The sequence below is a fragment of the Rhodosalinus halophilus genome (assembly GCF_003298775.1).
Taxonomy (GTDB): Bacteria; Pseudomonadota; Alphaproteobacteria; order Rhodobacterales; family Rhodobacteraceae; genus Rhodosalinus; species Rhodosalinus halophilus.
Genome location: NZ_QNTQ01000006.1, coordinates 233,016 through 249,796, shown reverse-complemented (window position 1 = coordinate 249,796; position 16,781 = coordinate 233,016). Strand labels below are relative to the sequence as shown.

At 70.0% G+C, this 16,781-nt stretch carries 18 protein-coding genes; 11 read left to right on the top strand and 7 right to left on the bottom strand.

The window, feature by feature from the left end:
- Nucleotides 1–63: 63 nt before the first annotated feature.
- Both DRV85_RS07800 and DRV85_RS07795 read left to right on the top strand, forming a co-directional pair.
- Nucleotides 64–435: a nuclear transport factor 2 family protein gene (locus DRV85_RS07800; protein ID WP_113288883.1), complete on the top strand. Its 372-nt coding sequence runs from the start codon at nucleotides 64–66 to the stop codon at nucleotides 433–435.
- Between the two features lie 58 nt (nucleotides 436–493).
- On the top strand, nucleotides 494–733 hold the full coding sequence (locus DRV85_RS07795; protein WP_113288882.1) for a hypothetical protein: 240 nt from the start codon (nucleotides 494–496) through the stop codon (nucleotides 731–733).
- Here the strand turns inward: DRV85_RS07795 and DRV85_RS07790 are convergent.
- Genes DRV85_RS07790 through DRV85_RS07775 form a run of 4 tightly spaced genes read right to left on the bottom strand, consistent with a single transcriptional unit; the run spans nucleotide 728 to nucleotide 4,859 of the window.
- Nucleotides 728–2,338 (bottom strand): ABC transporter ATP-binding protein, encoded by a 1,611-nt coding sequence (locus DRV85_RS07790; protein WP_113288881.1) that lies wholly within the window; start codon nucleotides 2,336–2,338, stop codon nucleotides 728–730. The genes DRV85_RS07795 and DRV85_RS07790 overlap by 6 nt on opposite strands.
- Nucleotides 2,335–3,399: a P-loop NTPase family protein gene (locus DRV85_RS07785; RefSeq protein ID WP_113288880.1), complete on the bottom strand. Its 1,065-nt coding sequence runs from the start codon at nucleotides 3,397–3,399 to the stop codon at nucleotides 2,335–2,337. Before DRV85_RS07785 ends, DRV85_RS07790 begins: the two co-directional genes overlap by 4 nt.
- Nucleotides 3,396–4,253, bottom strand: a complete 858-nt coding sequence (locus DRV85_RS07780; protein ID WP_113288879.1) for an alpha/beta fold hydrolase — start codon at nucleotides 4,251–4,253, stop codon at nucleotides 3,396–3,398. Before DRV85_RS07780 ends, DRV85_RS07785 begins: the two co-directional genes overlap by 4 nt.
- 3 nt (nucleotides 4,254–4,256) lie before the next feature.
- Complete coding sequence (locus DRV85_RS07775; RefSeq protein WP_158540125.1) at nucleotides 4,257–4,859, bottom strand: aspartyl/asparaginyl beta-hydroxylase domain-containing protein; 603 nt, start codon at nucleotides 4,857–4,859, stop codon at nucleotides 4,257–4,259.
- Between the two features lie 235 nt (nucleotides 4,860–5,094).
- On the opposite strand from DRV85_RS07775, the gene DRV85_RS07770 reads away from it, so the two are divergent.
- The 3 genes from DRV85_RS07770 to DRV85_RS07760 are packed head-to-tail and all read left to right on the top strand — an operon-like array spanning nucleotide 5,095 to nucleotide 7,896.
- Nucleotides 5,095–5,595, top strand: a complete 501-nt coding sequence (locus tag DRV85_RS07770) for a hypothetical protein (RefSeq protein ID WP_147238817.1) — start codon at nucleotides 5,095–5,097, stop codon at nucleotides 5,593–5,595.
- Nucleotides 5,596–5,623: 28 nt separating this feature from the next.
- On the top strand, nucleotides 5,624–7,201 hold the full coding sequence (locus DRV85_RS07765) for a sensor histidine kinase (protein ID WP_113288876.1): 1,578 nt from the start codon (nucleotides 5,624–5,626) through the stop codon (nucleotides 7,199–7,201).
- Nucleotides 7,198–7,896, top strand: a complete 699-nt coding sequence (locus tag DRV85_RS07760; protein WP_199525854.1) for a response regulator transcription factor — start codon at nucleotides 7,198–7,200, stop codon at nucleotides 7,894–7,896. Before DRV85_RS07765 ends, DRV85_RS07760 begins: the two co-directional genes overlap by 4 nt.
- A 600-nt stretch (nucleotides 7,897–8,496) precedes the next feature.
- Here DRV85_RS07760 and DRV85_RS07755 read toward each other — a convergent pair.
- The gene (locus tag DRV85_RS07755; RefSeq protein WP_199525852.1) at nucleotides 8,497–8,976 is read right to left on the bottom strand and encodes a DUF6653 family protein; all 480 of its coding nucleotides are present in this window, start codon (nucleotides 8,974–8,976) and stop codon (nucleotides 8,497–8,499) included.
- 25 nt (nucleotides 8,977–9,001) lie between these two features.
- Nucleotides 9,002–9,637: a TetR/AcrR family transcriptional regulator gene (locus DRV85_RS07750; protein WP_113288875.1), complete on the bottom strand. Its 636-nt coding sequence runs from the start codon at nucleotides 9,635–9,637 to the stop codon at nucleotides 9,002–9,004.
- 88 nt (nucleotides 9,638–9,725) lie between these two features.
- On the opposite strand from DRV85_RS07750, the gene DRV85_RS07745 reads away from it, so the two are divergent.
- Entirely contained in the window at nucleotides 9,726–10,124 is a 399-nt protein-coding gene (locus tag DRV85_RS07745) for a DUF2306 domain-containing protein (protein WP_113288874.1), read from the top strand.
- A gap of 161 nt (nucleotides 10,125–10,285) precedes the next feature.
- Here the strand turns inward: DRV85_RS07745 and DRV85_RS07740 are convergent, their stop codons facing one another.
- Entirely contained in the window at nucleotides 10,286–11,302 is a 1,017-nt protein-coding gene (locus tag DRV85_RS07740; protein ID WP_113288873.1) for a TauD/TfdA dioxygenase family protein, read from the bottom strand.
- A gap of 510 nt (nucleotides 11,303–11,812) precedes the next feature.
- Here DRV85_RS07740 and DRV85_RS07735 point away from each other — a divergent pair.
- The 5 genes from DRV85_RS07735 to DRV85_RS07715 are packed head-to-tail and all read left to right on the top strand — an operon-like array spanning nucleotide 11,813 to nucleotide 16,719.
- Nucleotides 11,813–12,703 (top strand): TauD/TfdA dioxygenase family protein, encoded by an 891-nt coding sequence (locus DRV85_RS07735; RefSeq protein WP_113289205.1) that lies wholly within the window; start codon nucleotides 11,813–11,815, stop codon nucleotides 12,701–12,703.
- On the top strand, nucleotides 12,700–14,043 hold the full coding sequence (locus DRV85_RS07730; RefSeq protein ID WP_158540123.1) for a cytosine deaminase: 1,344 nt from the start codon (nucleotides 12,700–12,702) through the stop codon (nucleotides 14,041–14,043). Before DRV85_RS07735 ends, DRV85_RS07730 begins: the two co-directional genes overlap by 4 nt.
- On the top strand, nucleotides 14,040–15,449 hold the full coding sequence (locus DRV85_RS07725; protein ID WP_113288871.1) for an FAD-binding oxidoreductase: 1,410 nt from the start codon (nucleotides 14,040–14,042) through the stop codon (nucleotides 15,447–15,449). Before DRV85_RS07730 ends, DRV85_RS07725 begins: the two co-directional genes overlap by 4 nt.
- The gene (locus DRV85_RS07720; protein ID WP_233495434.1) at nucleotides 15,446–16,228 is read left to right on the top strand and encodes a creatininase family protein; all 783 of its coding nucleotides are present in this window, start codon (nucleotides 15,446–15,448) and stop codon (nucleotides 16,226–16,228) included. Before DRV85_RS07725 ends, DRV85_RS07720 begins: the two co-directional genes overlap by 4 nt.
- On the top strand, nucleotides 16,225–16,719 hold the full coding sequence (locus DRV85_RS07715) for a DUF2165 family protein (RefSeq protein ID WP_113288870.1): 495 nt from the start codon (nucleotides 16,225–16,227) through the stop codon (nucleotides 16,717–16,719). The genes DRV85_RS07720 and DRV85_RS07715 overlap by 4 nt, the downstream gene beginning before the upstream one ends.
- Nucleotides 16,720–16,781: the final 62 nt, after the last annotated feature.

Below are 16,781 nucleotides of genomic sequence, written 5' to 3'. Positions count from 1 at the left end.
TTTTCCGACACGAATCGGTTCCGCTCCCGACTGTCGCATAAAACTCGACGGAAGGAGACGACCATGCGGACATCCGACGACATCGCGATCCGCGAGACCATCGACCGCTATGTGGAAGGCATGCGCACGGCAGACGTCGCGCTTCTGAGATCCGCGTTCCACGAGCACGCCAACATGTTCGGCGATTTCGGAGACGAACTGATGGCCGCTCCGATAGAGACGCTCTTCGACTGGGCTTCTGCCGAGTTGGAGCCTGGCGCGACCGGCGCCGATCACCGGGTCGAGATCGGCGACATCGAGATCGCCGGCGGTGTCGCCCTCGCCCGTGTCCACGAACGGGGTTTCTTCGGCGGGAACGCGCGCGAGTTCCTCACGCTGGTGCGCTCGGACGAAGGCTGGCGCATCTCCAGCAAGTCCTGGGCGACTGTCGGCTGATCACTGCTGGCCGTCGCAACGACATCGGAGCAGAAGACCCATCGGAAAGGACGTGTTCATGCCCGACCCGTTTCAGGTTGTTTCCGCCGCCGGCGAGGAAATGATCGGTCAGATCATCGAGGCGCTGGAGGATCGCGACGACGATCCGGCGATGGCCGAGATCGTCGAGCGCTATTTCGCCGAACTCGATTGGTCCGACGGGGGAATGCTGCGAGAGCTGTCGCCTCCCGTATCTTGCGGAAGGATCGTGAAGCCAGCCGCTCGAAACGGTAAAGGCGTTCTCCGCCATCCACTATGAGTCGCTCGACACGCTTGACGCGCGCGGCTTCGGCGCGTGCAGCAGGACGGGAGGACCCAGTCGAAGGATCGCTTCGGCATCCGATGTGACGACCAGCGAAGCTGCACCGACCGAGGCCAGGTGATCGAGCAGGCGACCGAGGGCCTGCCGGCCAAGTCCTATCTCGTCGGCATCCACGAGGGCGAGTTTCGGCCGGGCAAGCAGGGCCCGCGCCAGCAGCAGGCCGGCTTGCTCCGAGGCGGTAAGGTTGCGGCGGCCCTCGCTGATCTTGCCTCCAAGGCCGCTGATCCTCGACACCATCGGGCCGAGCCCTGCCGATTCCACGGCGGCTTCGATTTCAGTGTCGTCGGGCATGCGACCGATGCCGAGGGTGACCTCGCGGCGCAGCGATCCTGCAAGCCCTGGCGCCTGCCGGCCAAGGTACAGCACTTCGCCGGGCGCGAGCGCTTCCGGGGTCTGTCCGAGCACAGCGAACCGCCGCGCCTCGACCCGTCTGTCGAACCCTGCGAGTGCAAGCAGCAGGGCGCTCTTGCCGCTGCCGGAAGGGCCGGCCAGCCTGCGGCACTCACCGCGCTGAAGGATCAGGTCGATGCGCCCGCCACCCGGCAACCCGGCCGCTTCGAGTTCGATCGCCGGGGCGTCCTGCGTCCCGGCCTCGATCCGGGTGGCAGGCATTCGGGGCGTTTGCAACAGCCGGTCCAGCTTTGCCGACGCGACCAGGAACGCGCGCCGCCGGTCGGCCACGTCGGCGAGCTGCCGCAGCGGCCAGACGATGAGCGTGAGCGCGGTCAGCGCGGCCACCGCCTCGGGGATGCCAAGGCCCAGATGCATGCAAGTGCCGAGGCACAGCGCGCCCGCCAAGCCCGCGCCGGCGTCGGGCAGCGCGCGCACCGTCGCGGACAGGGATTCGCGGCGCACCCCTGCCTCCGCGACGTCGCCGGACCAGCCCTTCAACGCCCGCAGTTCGGTGCGCAGCCGGCCGGAGCGGCGCAGCTGGATGCCTTGCGGCAGACGCTCGGCCATAGCGGCGGCAAGGCGTGCGCGCCGGCTGCGCAGATCCGAATGCGCTTCGCCCAAGGATGAGCTCAACAGCAGGATTCCGGCCATGACCGCGCCGAGCGGTCCGATCGCGGCCACCAGCAGCCAGGGCTCCAACAGGTAGAGCACGACCAGCGCGGCGGGGATGGTCACGGCGGCCGAGATCAGCCGCGAGAGGCCGCGCGCGATCCAGCCCTTGAAGGCGGCCAGATCGCCGACATAGCGCAAGGCCAGCGCGCCGGAGCGGCGGCGCGCCACGGCGCTGACCGGCATGCGAGAGACATGCAGGAAGAGGGTCCGGCGGATCGCGGCAGCGTAGCTCTGGCCGGCACGCTCGCCCACCCGCCCTTCGAGCGCGCGACAGGCAAAGAGGGCGAGTCCGCTCGCCGCGATCACCGCCAGCGCGCCAACCGGCATCGCCTCCCCTCGTTCGCGCAGGAAGACGAAGACATCGCGGGTCGCGAAGGCCGTGGCGACCATCGCGCCCGCCTGTCCGAAGGAGAGCGTCACAAGCACGGCCAATGCGCGGCGCCGCTCTCCCTCAAGGATTTTCGGACGCCGGCTCATGCCGCACTGCGGTCGCGCTCGGCGAACCGCGCCTCCAAGGCCGAGGCGGTGGCGGGGTCCGCGAGCGACGTGCGGCACAGGACCGGCAGCCCGGTCGCCTCTGACACTTCCTGTGCTGCCAACGGCGCGCGGGTGATCACGCCGGTCAGCGCAAGGGGTGAAATGCCCCGCTCCGCGAGCCAGGACAGCCCGCCACGGGCCGCCATTGCCTCGGGCACCGCAAGGATCGTTCCGTCGAAGCGCGCCACGACCTCCGGGCGCGACAGCAGCGCCGCGGTTTCCACCTGCGAGACGCCGTCCGCCAGCTCGACAACCGCCACGTCGGAGTCGGCGGCATGGGCGAGCAACCGGTCGATCGCGGCGATCACGCGCTCCAAGGGCTGACGATATGTCGAGGCCATGCCGGCATCGGTGAAGTCGAGCACCTGCGCGGCGCCCGCCGCCTCGTATTCGGCGACGTCGCCGAACGACCCGGTGCCGGTGGCCTTGATCGCGGCCACGCGCCGGCCCAGCCGGGCAAAGCCATTGACCAGACCCGCGGCAGCAGCCGTCTTGCCGGCGTTCATTCCGGTGCCCAGAACCGCGATGACAAGGGCCGGCCGGCCCGGTGCGGCGGGCGGCAGCGCGTAGCGGTCGACGTTGATCGCGGTGCCGTCGCCGTCGGCAAGACGCCCCAGCACGGCAAGGCGCGTGGCCTGCGACACGCGGTCGTTGCGCGACAGGATCTCGCCCGCGATCCCGCCGCCGGCCAGCAGGTCGGCGCCCTTTTCCGACAGGCGCGCGAGGCCGTGGAACTGGTCCACCGCGTAGCGGTCGGCACAGGCGACGACGATCCTGTCGCCGGGCCAGAGCGGCGAATAGCGGCCGTCCGCCAGTTGCAGGCGCTTGTGGCTACCGACGCGGGTGACCTCGGCCAGCACCAGGTCGCCCGACCCTGCGGCGCCAAGGTCGGTGTCGAGCTGCACGGCGTCGCCGGGCGCGGCACGGCGCGCGGCGAAGCTCCACTTGGCGCCCGCGGCTGGGGACGCAGGCCGCAGCGCGGGGCGTGTGATCGTCGTCATGCTGCTGTCCTTTCCGGTTGCTGCGCCGCACGGCCTGCTGTGCAGGCAAGGGCCTTGCGGCAGCCCGCGCAGCGCGCGAGCGGTTGGATGAAGTCGTGGTCGAGGCCGCCGCGCGTGACACATTCCACGAAGTTGTGCCCGCAGCCCTGCAGCACGCGCAGCGAGATCGCAGGCGTCAGCCCCTCGGCGCGGGCACAGGCCTCTGCCTCGGCACACCAGCGCCGGGCACGGGCCAGCCGGTTCGGCCCCTGCCGGGCGTCGATGTCCTCGCCCTGCCGGAGGTTCTCGTCGCGCTCGACATCGTCACCGCCGACGCAGACGACGATCCGGCGGTCGAGGAACCGACGCAGGTTGGCCCGCATCTGGAAGGCGCGGCAGGCATCGCGCGCCGCCCCGCCAATGCCCAGCGGCCATGCCGTCCCGGCATCGGGAAAGGTCCACCAGCCGGGCGCGGTGGCGCAGAGCCGGCCCACCATCGCTGGATAGAGCCAGGTGAAACGATGCGCGAACTGCCCGCCCCCCGAGAAGCCCGAAAGGTCGAAGGGCGCCGCGCTTACCCAGCCTTCGTGACGCAGGGCCGCCATCAGGCGGAGAAGCGCCCAGTCGGCGCGGTTACGGCAGGCGGCCCGCTGGTAGCGGGGCCAGTGCGTCGCGTCGAAATGCGGCACTACCAGCGTCCGGCCGGTGGCGCCGGCGCGCGGCAGTAGATGGGACACCATCTCTTCCACGCCGCGCGTGATGCCGTGCACGGCGACGACGGCTGGCGCCGCCGGGCCGCAGGCGGATCCCAGGATCCAGGCGTCCGGGATCAGGCCGGGCACCCCCGGCCGAAAGACGGGTACGGCGTGCTCCATCGATCAGGCCGCCGTAATCGAGGCAAGCCGCGCACGTTCGGTCGCCGCGGCGGCCTTCTCGCGCATCGCGGCGGGGAGCAGGTCGAAGATGATGTGGATGCGGTCCTCGTCGCCGTCATTCTGCGCCTCGTGCATCTGGTCGTTGTCGAACCACCAGAGCTCGCCCTCGCGCATCCGCACTTCCTCGTCCCCCGCCTTCATCCAGGAGCCGGCGGTGGACTTCAGCACCATGTGGTAACGCCCGCGCAGTCGGTAGTATTCGCCTCGGTCGATGTGGGGATAGACCCGGCGGCCGGCCGGCAGGCAGACGATCTTGGCGCGGCTCAGGTCGGCGTCCAGCCGCACCGCCACATCGGTGATGAAGGCCCGCGCCAGGGGGAACGCCTCGGACGTGGTGGTCCAGCGGCTTTCGTGCACGTCGCGCCGCGGACGCCCGTAGATCATCGACTTGCGCAGGCCGCGCAGCGGGATCGCCAGCGCCTCGCGCTGGACGGCGATCTTTTCCTGCCGACCGGTCGCCTGCGCCCAGGCGTCGTCGACCGAGGCGATCTCGTTCAGCAGCGGTTCGGTCGGGATGTCGTGCAGGATGCGCTTGAAGTATTTCATGCTTGGGCCCTCCTTTGGCTCGGCTTCGGATGTTCCCAAGCCTAGGCGCCGCATCTGAGCCGGTCCTGTCGCGAACATGAACCGGACATGAACAGCTCGTTAATCCGTGTTCATGATCGGGGGGACACGCTGGACTTGACGCCCTGTGGCGGGGCATCTTCGCGGCGGGTCCTCCGGCGGGATGGGCCTGTCGTTGCGCATGGGCGGCACGGCACGCCACGAAGGGGTCTCCGGAATGACATCTGTCAGAGCGATTGCTCTAGCGCTTGTCATGGCGGCCGTCTCGTCGCGTGCCGGCGCGGCCGCGTCGATCCCCCACGGCCTCGCGCTGTCGCGACCCGAGCCGCCCGTGGTCCTGGTCCAGCAGGACATCCCCGACGTTGTCCGCCTGCTGGCGCAACGGGCCGTCCGCGCCGAACGTCGCGGCGACATGGCGACGGCCCAGGCGCTCTACGACACCATCCGCGAGATGGGCTACGTGGTGCGACGGCCGGCGCCGCCGCAGCCGCAGGGCGGCGAGGCGCGCGGATCGTCCTCGTTGGGCGGGGAACGCGACGGCCACGACAGCGACGATGACGACGGTTGGGACGACGACGACGGCGGCTGGGACAGTGACGACGATGGTGGCTGGGGCGACGACGGCGACGATGGCGACGGGGACGGCGATGGCGACGGGGATGGTGACGGGGATGGCGATGGCGACGGGGATGGTGACGGCGATGGCGGGGACGATTGACCGCCCCGCGGAGGTTCGCGTCTGAGCCATGCAGTTCCGGACCAAGATCGTGGGCTTCGCCGTTCTGCTGGCCTGCGGCGCTGCCGTCTGCGCAACGCTGATCCTGGTGCTCGCGCGGGGCATCGAGCGCGGGCTCGAGTCGGTCACGCTCGCCGAGGATCAGCTCGCCCTCTACCTCGCGATGGAGACGAACATCAGCGACCTGCTGCGGCTGCAGATCACCGCGGCCGCGGCGCCCTCCACAGACACGATGGAGCGCCTGGCCGAGACCAAGGCCGCCGTGCGCCAGGACGTCGAGACGATCCGCGGAATCGTGGAGCAGGAGATCGCCCTGCGCGGCGAGGGCGAGGCAGCGGACCTGGCGCGGCTGGACCGGATCGACGCGGTGCTCGACGATATCGAATCCGCCTTCGGGCAGATCCCGCCCGGATCCTTCGGCCCGCAGCCGATCAATGCGCTGGCCGGGCCACTGATGACGGTGGTCGAGGCGCTTGACGAAAGGCTGGCGCCGCTGGTGGATCTGGCGGTCGCGGAAGAGGCCGCCGAGGTCATCGCGGCGCGCACGGACATCGCCCGGCTCAGCCGGCGCAGCGCACAGGCGGGCACCGCGGCCGGCCTGCTGACGCTCCTCGCGGCGGTCGCCGGCACGCTGGCGCTGCTGTCGTCCTTCATGCGCCCCTTCGGGTCGCTCGTCGAGGGCGCGTCTCGTCTTGCGCAGGGCGACCTGTCGTTCCGCATCCCCGAAGGCGGGCGCGACGAACTGGGCCGGCTGAGCCGCGACTTCAACCTGATGGCGGCGCAGATCGAACGCTCCGACCGGGCGCTGCGCGCGGAGGAGGAAGAGTTGCAGCGCAGGGTCGCCGCGCGCACCGCGGAACTCGAAGAGGCCAATGCCCGCCTCGCCGCGCAGGACGAGACGCGCCGCCGCTTCCTTGCGGACGTGAGCCACGAGCTGCGGACGCCGCTGACGGTGATGCGCGGCGAGGCCGAGGTCGCGCTGCGCGCGGGCGAGGCGACGCTTGGCGCGCAGGCCCAGGATGCGCTGGCCGCCGTGGTCGAGCAGAGCAGGCACATGAGCCGCCTGGTAGACGACCTGCTGTTCGTGGCGCGCCGCGACGCCGGCGAAGCGCCGCTGCGGCTCTCGCGCGCGCCGCTTGGCGAGTTTCTGGAACAGACCGTCGCCGTGGCGGGTCAATTGGCGCCGGATCCCTCCATCACGCTGACCGGAGACCCGGGCGCGCTCGCCTCGGTGGTCGAGGTGGACCGCGGGCGCCTGCACCAGCTTGTGATGGTGCTGCTGGACAACGCGCTCCGCTATTCGCCTGACGGCGGCACCGTTTCGCTCGAGGCGCAGCGCGCAGGCGCAGAGGTGACCGTCGCCGTCCGCGACAGCGGCATCGGCATCCCGAGGGCCGACCTGCCGCATGTCTTCGACCGCTTCGTGCGCGGGTCGAACGCCCTTCCCGGCGGGACGGGTCTGGGCCTGCCGGTCGCCAAGGCCATCGCAGAGGCGCACGGGGGCAGGCTGACCATCGACAGCCACGAAGGCCAGGGAACCTGCGTCACGCTGACCTTGCCCGTCACCGAAGAAGGAGCCGCCCCATGATCCCCCTTCTCCTGCTGGAGGACGAGGCGCGCATCGCGTCCTTCGTCACGCGCGGCCTCGCCGCCGAGGGCTATGACGTGACCTGCGTGGCGACCGGGGCCGAGGCGCTCGCCGCCGGCCTCTCGGGCGAGCACGCGGTGATCGTTCTCGATGTCATGGTTCCCGATATCAGCGGCATGGAGGTGTGCGAACGGTTGCGCGCGGGCGGGGTCTCGGCACCGATCCTGATGCTGACGGCACGGGACGCGGACGAAGACATCGTAGAGGGGCTGGAACGGGGCGCTGACGACTATCTCGCCAAGCCCTTCGCCTTCGACGTCCTGCTTGCGCGTCTCTCCGCGCTCTTGCGCCGAGGCAACGGCACGGTGCCGGGCCAGCCCGCTGAGAGCGCGGTGATCGGCGCATTGACGCTGGACCGCGGCCGGCGGCAGGCGCGCCTGAACGACAACGATCTTGGCCTCACGCGCCTCGAGTTCGACGTTCTGTGGCTCTTCGTGACCAACCCGGACCGGGTCCACAGCCGCGAGCGGATCCTGTCCCATGCCTGGGGTGCCGATGCCGATCCGCTGACGAATGTCGTCGACGTCTACATGGCCCGCCTGCGGAAGAAACTGGCCCAGCCGGACGCCCCGAAACTGGTCACGGTGCGCGGCGTAGGCTACCGGCTGGATGCCGGGTATGACAGGGAACCGTGAGATCTGACCCTTGCGCAGCTTGGTCTCTGGTACATAGGCGTCGCGCGCCGACTGCCTTCCGTTGCTCATCCTGATCTACTCCATTCCGGGCAGCGGTTCGGGTTTTGCCTGGCCAGGACAACACGGCGCAGTCGGGCAAAGGTCGACGCGCGACAAGCCGCCCAGGCTCGAGGATGATGGCGGTGCAGCCCCCCGCACGATCGAACGCGCAGCCCAAACCTCCGGTGCTTTCCTGACTGGTCCGTCTCGTTCTCCGAAAGACCTGGGTGCGCGTGAGCACCTGCGCGCTGCTGGCGGTGCTTTCCGCGGCGCTCGTGCGACTCGCCGCCCCTTCGCTACCGGCGTTTCCCGGCTCGCGCACCAGCCAGACGGCGCGATCGTGCAGCTCCGCCGGGTACGGCTTCGTCGGTTTCCTTGTCTCCATGAACCTTATCCTTCCAAATGTCGGGGCCTCCGGGAAACCCGGTGCGGTTCACTGTCATCTTTGCCCGCATGCCGAGCGCCCGCTTTCGGCTGTCGAACTTGCGCACGTTCACCCGCTCCGCGCGGTAGATGCGGCGGAGCTTCTGGCATTCTCGTGCCCACATGTTGGTCGTGAAGCTACGAACGCTCGTTGACCTCGCGCGAAAGCCAGACCATCCGGTCGAAGGTCCAGAGCTTCGCGCCCATTGTGATTGTCAGCCCCCAGAGCGTGATCCATGGGTTCAGCACGGCGAGGCCCCAGACGAGCACTGCGAAGCCCGCGGCGTTCGCGAGGGTGAGGAGAGCGACCGGAGTGCGATGTCCACGCGCTGCTGGATCGTCTCCAAGGTACAGGCGCTCGCCGCAGGTGCCCTGCGACGCCCAACTGTCGGTGCGGGTTGGCTCGGCGAAAAGCCTCGGGTTCGCCCACGTCCAAAGAACGCACACTGCGATTGGCATGAGCGCCCACCAACCGAGCCACACCCGGCTCCAGACGGCGAGCGTGACGAGCGGAAGGACGGTCATGCGCGAATAGACACTCCAAGGGTTGGCGTGGCGCGCCCAGGCGGCCTCGTCCATGCCCATACCTGCCTTGGCAAGGCGGAAGAGCAATCGCATGGGAGCGTCTCCTTCGGGCGTTCGATCAGCGGGGCGCGAGCCCTTGCATCATGATGGCATGGGAGGCGCGGAACCGGGCCGCGATCCCTTCCCGGTCCTCTGGCGTGAGCGTGTCCGTGCGATCGATGGCGAGTTGCGCCATGCCATGCACGAGCGACCAGGCCGTGACGGCCGCAGCTTGCACGTCGCCCTCGTGGAAGGTGCCGGCCTCCATTCCTTCCCGCATCACGCGGACGAGTGGCTCGAAGGCAGAAAGCCCCGCGGCGCGGACCTCTTCCGAATGGCCGTCCTGTTTCCGTGGGCCGAACATGAGGCGGAAAAGCGCGGGGTGGTCGACCGCGAAGAAAATGTACGCCTCTCCCGTCGCGGCGAGCTGCGCGGCCGGGTCGGCACCGGCTGCAGTCCGTGCCGTCTCCACCTTGTCCTCCAGCTTGCCGAAGCCCCGGATCGCGACCGCGGCCAGAAGCGCCTCCTTGTCGGGAAAGTGGTTGTAGGGCGCGGTATGGCTGACGCCCACGGCCTTCGCGGCGGCGCGAAGAGTGAGGGGGGCCTCCTCTCGCTCGAGAATGCCAAGCGCGGCGTCCACGAGCGCCTCCCTCAGATTGCCATGATGGTAGGGCTTCTCGTCGCCCTTCTCGCCGGTCTCGTCCATGAAGGACATGTAGCGTCGCTCCGCTCATGTTGACAGAGGTAAGATGAATATTACTTGCGTCAACATTGAGCCTGCCAACACTTCGAAAGGAACGGCCATGTCCCTCGACCCGCTGCTCTCCGAAGGCTTCGTGGTCGCCTCGCATGCCTTCGCCGCGATCGCGGCGCTGCTGCTCGGCGCCGTGCAACTCGCTGCGCCCAAGGGCACCCTGCCGCACAGGGCGCTCGGCTACGCCTGGGCAGTTCTGATGCTCTACATCGCCATCGGCAGTTTCTGGATCTCGGAGCTCCAGCTCTGGGGGCGGTGGAGCCCCATCCACATCCTCTCCGTGCTGGTGATCGTGACAGTACCGCTCGCCGTCTGGCGAGCGCACCGGCACCAAGTCCGGGATCACAAGCGGGGCATGATCGCGCTCTACGCACTGGCGCTCGTGGTGACGGGGCTTTTCACGCTTTGGCCGGGACGCGTGATGCACGCCGTCCTCTTCGGATCGTGATGCACACGGTCCGGCCGGCCCTGTCAGGGCACCCCGGTTGGCCAACCCGCAACCTGGCAGTCAGCCGGGCTTCGACCCGACCGTGCTTGGGGCGCACTACCTCAAGGCGCAGGGGCCAGGCGTTCCCGTTGTGGTCTACCCGAGCCGTGCGCGGCGAACACCTAGTTCCGCATGGGAATGCCTTCCTCCCACCGGAAGCCGACACCGCCCCCTTGCCAGACCCCCTCGCCGATAGGATTGGGGCCGTCGATGTTCACGTGGAGCGGCAGCCCGAAGTCGGGGGCGAGAGGCTGAACCCCTTTCACCGTGCTGCGATGCATGATTCGCAGGCCCTGCTGCTCGACGGGCATGTGAGCCTCCGGCGCCGCCCTGTGTGCGACCGCGAGGTTGTCGATGAAGACGCAGTCGTTTTCCTCGTACTCGTAGGCGACGGCATATCCGGTCTCGAGGCCGGCGTTCAGAACGTCGTTGTACTCGTGGCAGAGCTGCTTCAACTCGTTGGCGCAAAGAAGGCTGAACCCATCTCGATCCGGCAGCTTCTCGATCACGGCCCCGGTCATGCCGAGGTGCAGCCAGATGCATTTCTGCCCGGAAACGGGGTGCGTGTGGACCAATGGGTGCACGACGCCCGAGGCGGAGTTCACGGAGGACAGCCGGCTCCAGCGCTCCTGCCGGTCCTCCGGGAGCGCCTCGAAGGCGAGCCCCTGGTGGGCGAAATGCGTACCGCCGCCGCGCTCGGCCGGCCGGATGATGTGATAGCCAGAGTGTGAAAACGTGGCCGGGAGAAAGCTGCCGTCGTTGTGCCACTGCGGACCGACGTCCGGGATGCCGTGACGCCGGTCGTTCGAAAGGCGGAAGATGTCGCGATTGCCGCCGGGCGTTGCCGGATGGACGCCATGCGTGCTGTGCAGCTCCCGGCCGCCCCACCAGCAGCTGGCCCGCAGGAAATCCTCGGCACTTATCTGCGTGTCGTTCTTGAAGACGAGGAAGCCACGATGGGCCATCTCGTGCTCGAGCGCGTCGAGGACCGCGCGCGGCGGCGCCGTCTCGGACGCGAGGTCGATGCCGCTCACCTGCGCACCTATGGGGTCCAGAGAGACGATCCGGCCGCCGTATTCCTCGACGGCGGATACATGCGACGGGTCGAGAGGGCGTGGCTTCGTTGGTGCTGCGGGCAATGCGGGCCTCCTCGCTCTCCTCTTGACCTAAGCCTTTGAGGCCTTCCGTAAAGTCATCGGGCCTGATCTGTCTGGGAGAGGGAACTGGGCTTAGGCTGCGTCCTTGAGGCGCCCTCAGGACGTTCGTGCCGCAGAAACGCCTTCAATTCTTGCCGGATCCAGACACTGCCAATACCCATCCCGCGCGGGAGACCCTGGCGCAAAGCGGCAACATCAAGGGCGGCGGCGCTGCGGATGTCGCGACGTTCGGAGCGGTCGGGTTCGCATGCGACCCTCTATCGCGGGCGCGACCCGTCGCAGACTGCGTTGCCTCCAGTGCAACCGCTTGCACCGGATCGCCGTTCTGATACCCTTTAGCCGTCTCTGGCACAGACCGACAAAGGGCCGCACCACCGCGCATCGCGGCGGCCGGCCCGGCAAGGCGACGCCTCTCCGAAGGAACCGACCGTCCGCGCCGCGCGCACCATGACGCGCGGCCGCAAGGGCCGCCGCCAAGACGGAGACGAAGTTATGACGACACTGGACACGACCCCGTTGACCCCCGCCTTCGGCGTGGAGGTTCGCGGGGTGCGCCTCGACGAGGTCACCGAATCCCGCCTCTTCCCCGAAATCCGCGCGGCCTTCGAGGCCCACTCCGCGCTGCTCTTCCGCGATCAGGCACTTTCGCCGGAGGCGCATCTGCGCCTCGCGCGCCTCTTCGGCCCGATCGAGGACCGCAAGGCCGACGAGCGCGCCGAGGGCGAGGCATTCGAGATCCCGGAGGTGTCGAACCTGCGCGCAGAGGGGGGCACCTGGGGCGAAACGGACCTCGCGACGCTGAACCTGAAGGCGAACATGCTGTGGCACACGGATTCCACCTTCCTTCCGGTGCCGGCGCTCACCAACATCCTCGTCGCGCGGGTCGTGCCCTCCGAGGGCGGCGCGACGGAACTCGCCTCCACCCGCGCGGCCTTCGCCGCGATGTCGCCGGAGCGGCAGGACCAGCTCCGCCGCCTGCGCCTGCGCCATCGGTATTCGCATTCCCGCGCGCAGATCTCGCCGGAGCTGGCGGAGCTCCCGATGTTCAACAAGTGGGACGATCAGGTGTGGCCGGCGGTCTGGCGCAACCCGGTCAACGGGGCCGAGGCCGTCTATGTCGCGAGCCACGCCTGCGCCGTCGAGGGCATGGACGCGGCCGAGGGCCGGGCACTGATCGCCGAACTGATCGAGGCCTGCACCCGCCCCGAGTTCGTCTACGCCCACCGGTGGCGGCCGGGCGACGTGCTGATCTGGGACCAGCGCGCCGTGATGCACCGCGGTACGCCCTGGCCCTACGAGGAGCCGCGCAAGCTCACGAGCATCTGCGTGTCGGCGACGCCGGCCGACGGACTCGACACGATGCGGCGGGAAGCGGCCGGGTGACTGGCGCTCCGGAGGCACAGGCACAGGACGCGCCGCGCTGGCCGGGCATCGCCGCCGCGCTTCACGCGGCGCCACCGCGCCAGTTGCGCAACCTCCGCATCCCGGCGGCGGTGACCGATCTCGCGCTGCCTGCGGCAGGCGACGGCCTCCGCGCCGCGGAGATCGAGATCGTGCAGGGGCGGCTTTTCGTGCGCCCGCCGGGCACGCTGCCGGAGGCGGCGGCGCTCGACCTCGGCCGCAGGATCGTCTGGCCGGCGCCGGTCGATTGCCACACGCATCTCGACAAGGGGCAGGTCTGGCCGCGCACGCCCAATCCGGACGGCAGCTTCGAGGGCGCGCTGGCCACCGCGCCCACCGACCTGCGCTTCGCCTCGGACGCGGATCTGCGGCGCCGCGCGGAATTCATGCTGCGCTGCGCGGAGGCGCACGGGACCCGGGCGATCCGCAGCCATGTCGATGCCGGGCCGGACGGACGGGTGCCGCGCCTGCCGGTGCTGGAGGAACTGGCCCAGGACTGGCGCGGACGGCTCGATGTCCAGCTCTGCCCCTTCGCGGGCCTCGACGGCGGCGCGGACGCGCTCGGCGTGCTGGCGACGACGGCCCGCCGGACCGGCACGCTCAGCCTGTTCCTGCAGCGCCGGTCCGGCCTCGACACGCTGCTCGACACTATCTTCGCGCTTGCGGAGCGGTACGGGCTCGCACTCGATTTCCATGCCGACGAGACGCTTGATCCGGCCTCGCACTGCCTGCGCGCGGTGGCGCGCGCAGCGCTGCGCGCGCGGTTCGAGGGGCCGGTTCTGGTGGGGCACTGCTGCGCCCTGTCCGTCCAGCCCGAGACCGAGGTGCAGGAGACCCTCGACCTCGTCGCGCGCGCCGGGCTGGGCATCGTGGCGCTGCCGCTCTGCAACGCCTACCTGCAGGATCGCGCGCCGGGCCGCTCGCCCCGGCAGCGCGGTGTCGCGCCGGTCAAGGAGATCGCCGCACGGGGCATCCCGGTGGCGCTGGCCTCGGACAACGTGCGCGACGCCTTCTACGCCTACGGCGATCTCGACGTGCCCGGGCTCTTCCGCGACGCGCTGCGGATGATGCAGCTCGACCATCCCGTGGGCGACTGGCCTGCCGCCGTGACCCGCACTGCCGCCGATCTGATCGGGCGCCCGGACCTCGGCCGGCTGCGCGACGGCAACCCCGCCGACCTGATCCTCTTCAACGCGCGGAACTGGAGCGAATTCGCGGCGCGGCCGCAGTCGGACCGCGTGGTGCTGCGCCGGGGCGCGGCGCGCGACACGACGCCCCCCGAGTTCCCCGATCTCGACGACCTGAAAGGAATGACCGCATGACCCCCCTCGACCCGCTTGCCGCGCGCATCGGCGATATCCCTCTCATCACGCAGGAGAAGGCCGTACGCGCCAAGAGCCGCGACTTCTTCTGGTATTCGCCTGTCCTGAAATCCCGGCTGGACGACGTCACCGCCGAAGCCGTGGTCGCGCCGCGCTCAGAGGCCGAGGTCGTGACCGTGCTCGCCGCCTGTCACGACCTCGACATTCCGGTGACGCCGCGCGGCGGCGGCACCGGCAACTACGGTCAGGCGATGCCGCTGGCCGGAGGTGTCGTGCTCGACATGGCGCGGATGACCCGGATCCTCGAGCTTCGGCCGGGTCGGGTGGTGACCGAAGCGGGCGCGCTCATGGGCGACATCGACACCGCGGCGCGGGCGGAGCTGGGCGAGGAGCTGCGCCTGCATCCCTCCACGCGGGAGACGGCGACCATCGCGGGCTTCGTCGCGGGCGGCTCGGGCGGGGTGGGCTCCATCCGCTGGGGCATGCTGGCCGAGCCGGGCAACATCCTGCGCCTGCGCATCGCGACGATGGAGAGCACCCCGCGGCTCATCGACCTGACGGGAGAGGAGATCGCGCAGGTACACCATGCCTACGGCGTCACCGGCGTCATCACCGAGGTGGAGATGCCGCTGGCCCCGGCGCCGGACTGGGTGGAGATGCTGATCGCCTGGCCCGGCTGGACCGACGCGCTGGCGGCCGGGCACCGCATCGCCTGTGCCGAAGGTCTCTGGCTCAAGCAGCTCGCCGCCGTCGAGGCGCCGGCGCCGCATGCCTATTTCCTGCGCCACCGGAAGTTCCTCGACGCCGGCGACAACCTGCTGTGCCTGATGGTGGCCCCCAATTCCGCCGATGCGCTCGCCGGCCTCGCCGCGGGGATGGGCGGAACGATGCGTTACCGCTCCGACACCGCGCCCCAGGACGCGCGGGCGGGGCTGCCGCATCTGCATCACCTCGCCTGGAATCACACCACGCTCCGCGCCCTCAAGACCGATCCGGAGATCACCTACCTCCAGATGGGCTACCCCGAGGGGCGCGAGATCGAGACCTGTGCCGAGATCGCGCGGCGCTACCCGGACGAGATCGTCAACCACGTGGAATTCACCCGCTCCGGGGGGCGCGTGCGGTTCGGTTCGCTCCCGATGGTGCGCTTCACGACCGAGGCGCGGCTCGTCGCGCTCATGCTGGAACTCGAGGCGATGGGCTGCCCGATCTGGAACCCGCACGCCCACACGCTGGAGGAAGGCAACCACCGCGACGCCGATCCCGCGCAGATCGCGCTCAAGAAAGCGAACGACCCCAAGGGCCTGCTGAACCCGGGCAAAATGATCGGCTGGGAGGACCCTGGCTATCGCTACGACCCGCGGGGGGGCTACGCCTACGCCGCAACGGGGAGGGCCGTGTCGTGAGCCGGCCCCGGCGGCACTGGCGCGAGATGCCCTCGTCGGCCTTCGGGCCGGGTGCGCGCGACTGGATCGCGGTGCTTCCCCTCGCCGCGATCGAGCAGCACGGCCCGCACCTGCCGCTGGGCGTGGACGCCATCATCGCCGAGGCACTGGTCGCCCGCTGCGCCGAGACACTGCCCGACACGCTGCCGGTGACCTTCCTGCCGGTGCAGGAGGTCTGCAAGTCGAACGAGCATCTGTCCTTCCCCGGCACGCTGACGCTGGACTGGGACGTGGCCATCCGGGCATGGGTGGCGATCGGTGAGGGCGTCGCGCGCGCGGGCGTGGGCACGCTGGTGATGATCACGAGCCACGGCGGCAACGCCGCCCCGATGGAGATCGCCGCGCGCGAGCTGCGCCAGCGCGAGGGCCTCCGCGTGGTCACGACGAGTTGGGGCCGCCTCGGCCGGTGGCGGGAGATCTACCGCTACGAGGAGCCGGTCACCGACATCCACGCGGGTCTCTCGGAGACGTCCCTGATGCTCGCGCTGCGCCCCGATCTCGTCGACATGGCACGCGCCGAGCATTTCGCCAGCGCCCAGACCGCTCTCGCCCGGCGGGGCGGCAAGCTCGGCTATCACGGCGCGGCGGCCAATCTCGCCTGGATGGCCGAGGATCTGAACCCCGTGGGCGCGGTGGGCGATGCCGCCGCCGCCCGGGCCGAGGACGGCGCGGCCGACATCGCCGCGGTGATCGAGGGGTTCGAGCGGCTGATCCGGGATCTCGCGGAACTTCCCGAATGAGCGAGGCGGTGCTTCTTCTGGTGCAGGCCGCGATGACCGGCGCGATCGCCGCCTGGATGATCGTGGGGGCGCTCGACAACTGGCTGAAGCCGGGGATCAACCGCGAAACGGTGGCCGAGATCCTGCGGATGGACCGGCTTGCCGAGGCGTACCCGGAGCTGTTCGCGCAGGTCCGCGAACGGCGCGTGACGTCCCCGCGGGCGATTTCGGCCCTGTTCCGCCTCGTGGTGATCTGGGAGACGCTCGCTGCACTCGTGCTGGCCTTCGGCACGGTTCTGCTGCTCGCGGCGGTCGCGGGGTGGACCGCGCCGGGCACCGCGCGCGCGGTCTCAGCCCTCGGGGCAAGCGCCTTCACGCTCACCTGGGCGGGCTTTCTGGTCGGCGGCAACTGGTTCCTCTACTGGATGTGCCACTTCTACGGCCAGTTCACCCATTTCCTGCTGGCGATCTGGGGGCTCGGCGTCACGCTGCTCCTCGTTTCGGGAGGGTGAGCCGGGCCGCGGCCCGTGAGCGGGCCGCGGCGTGCCTGCGAGGGAATCGTTCCGGCGCCCTG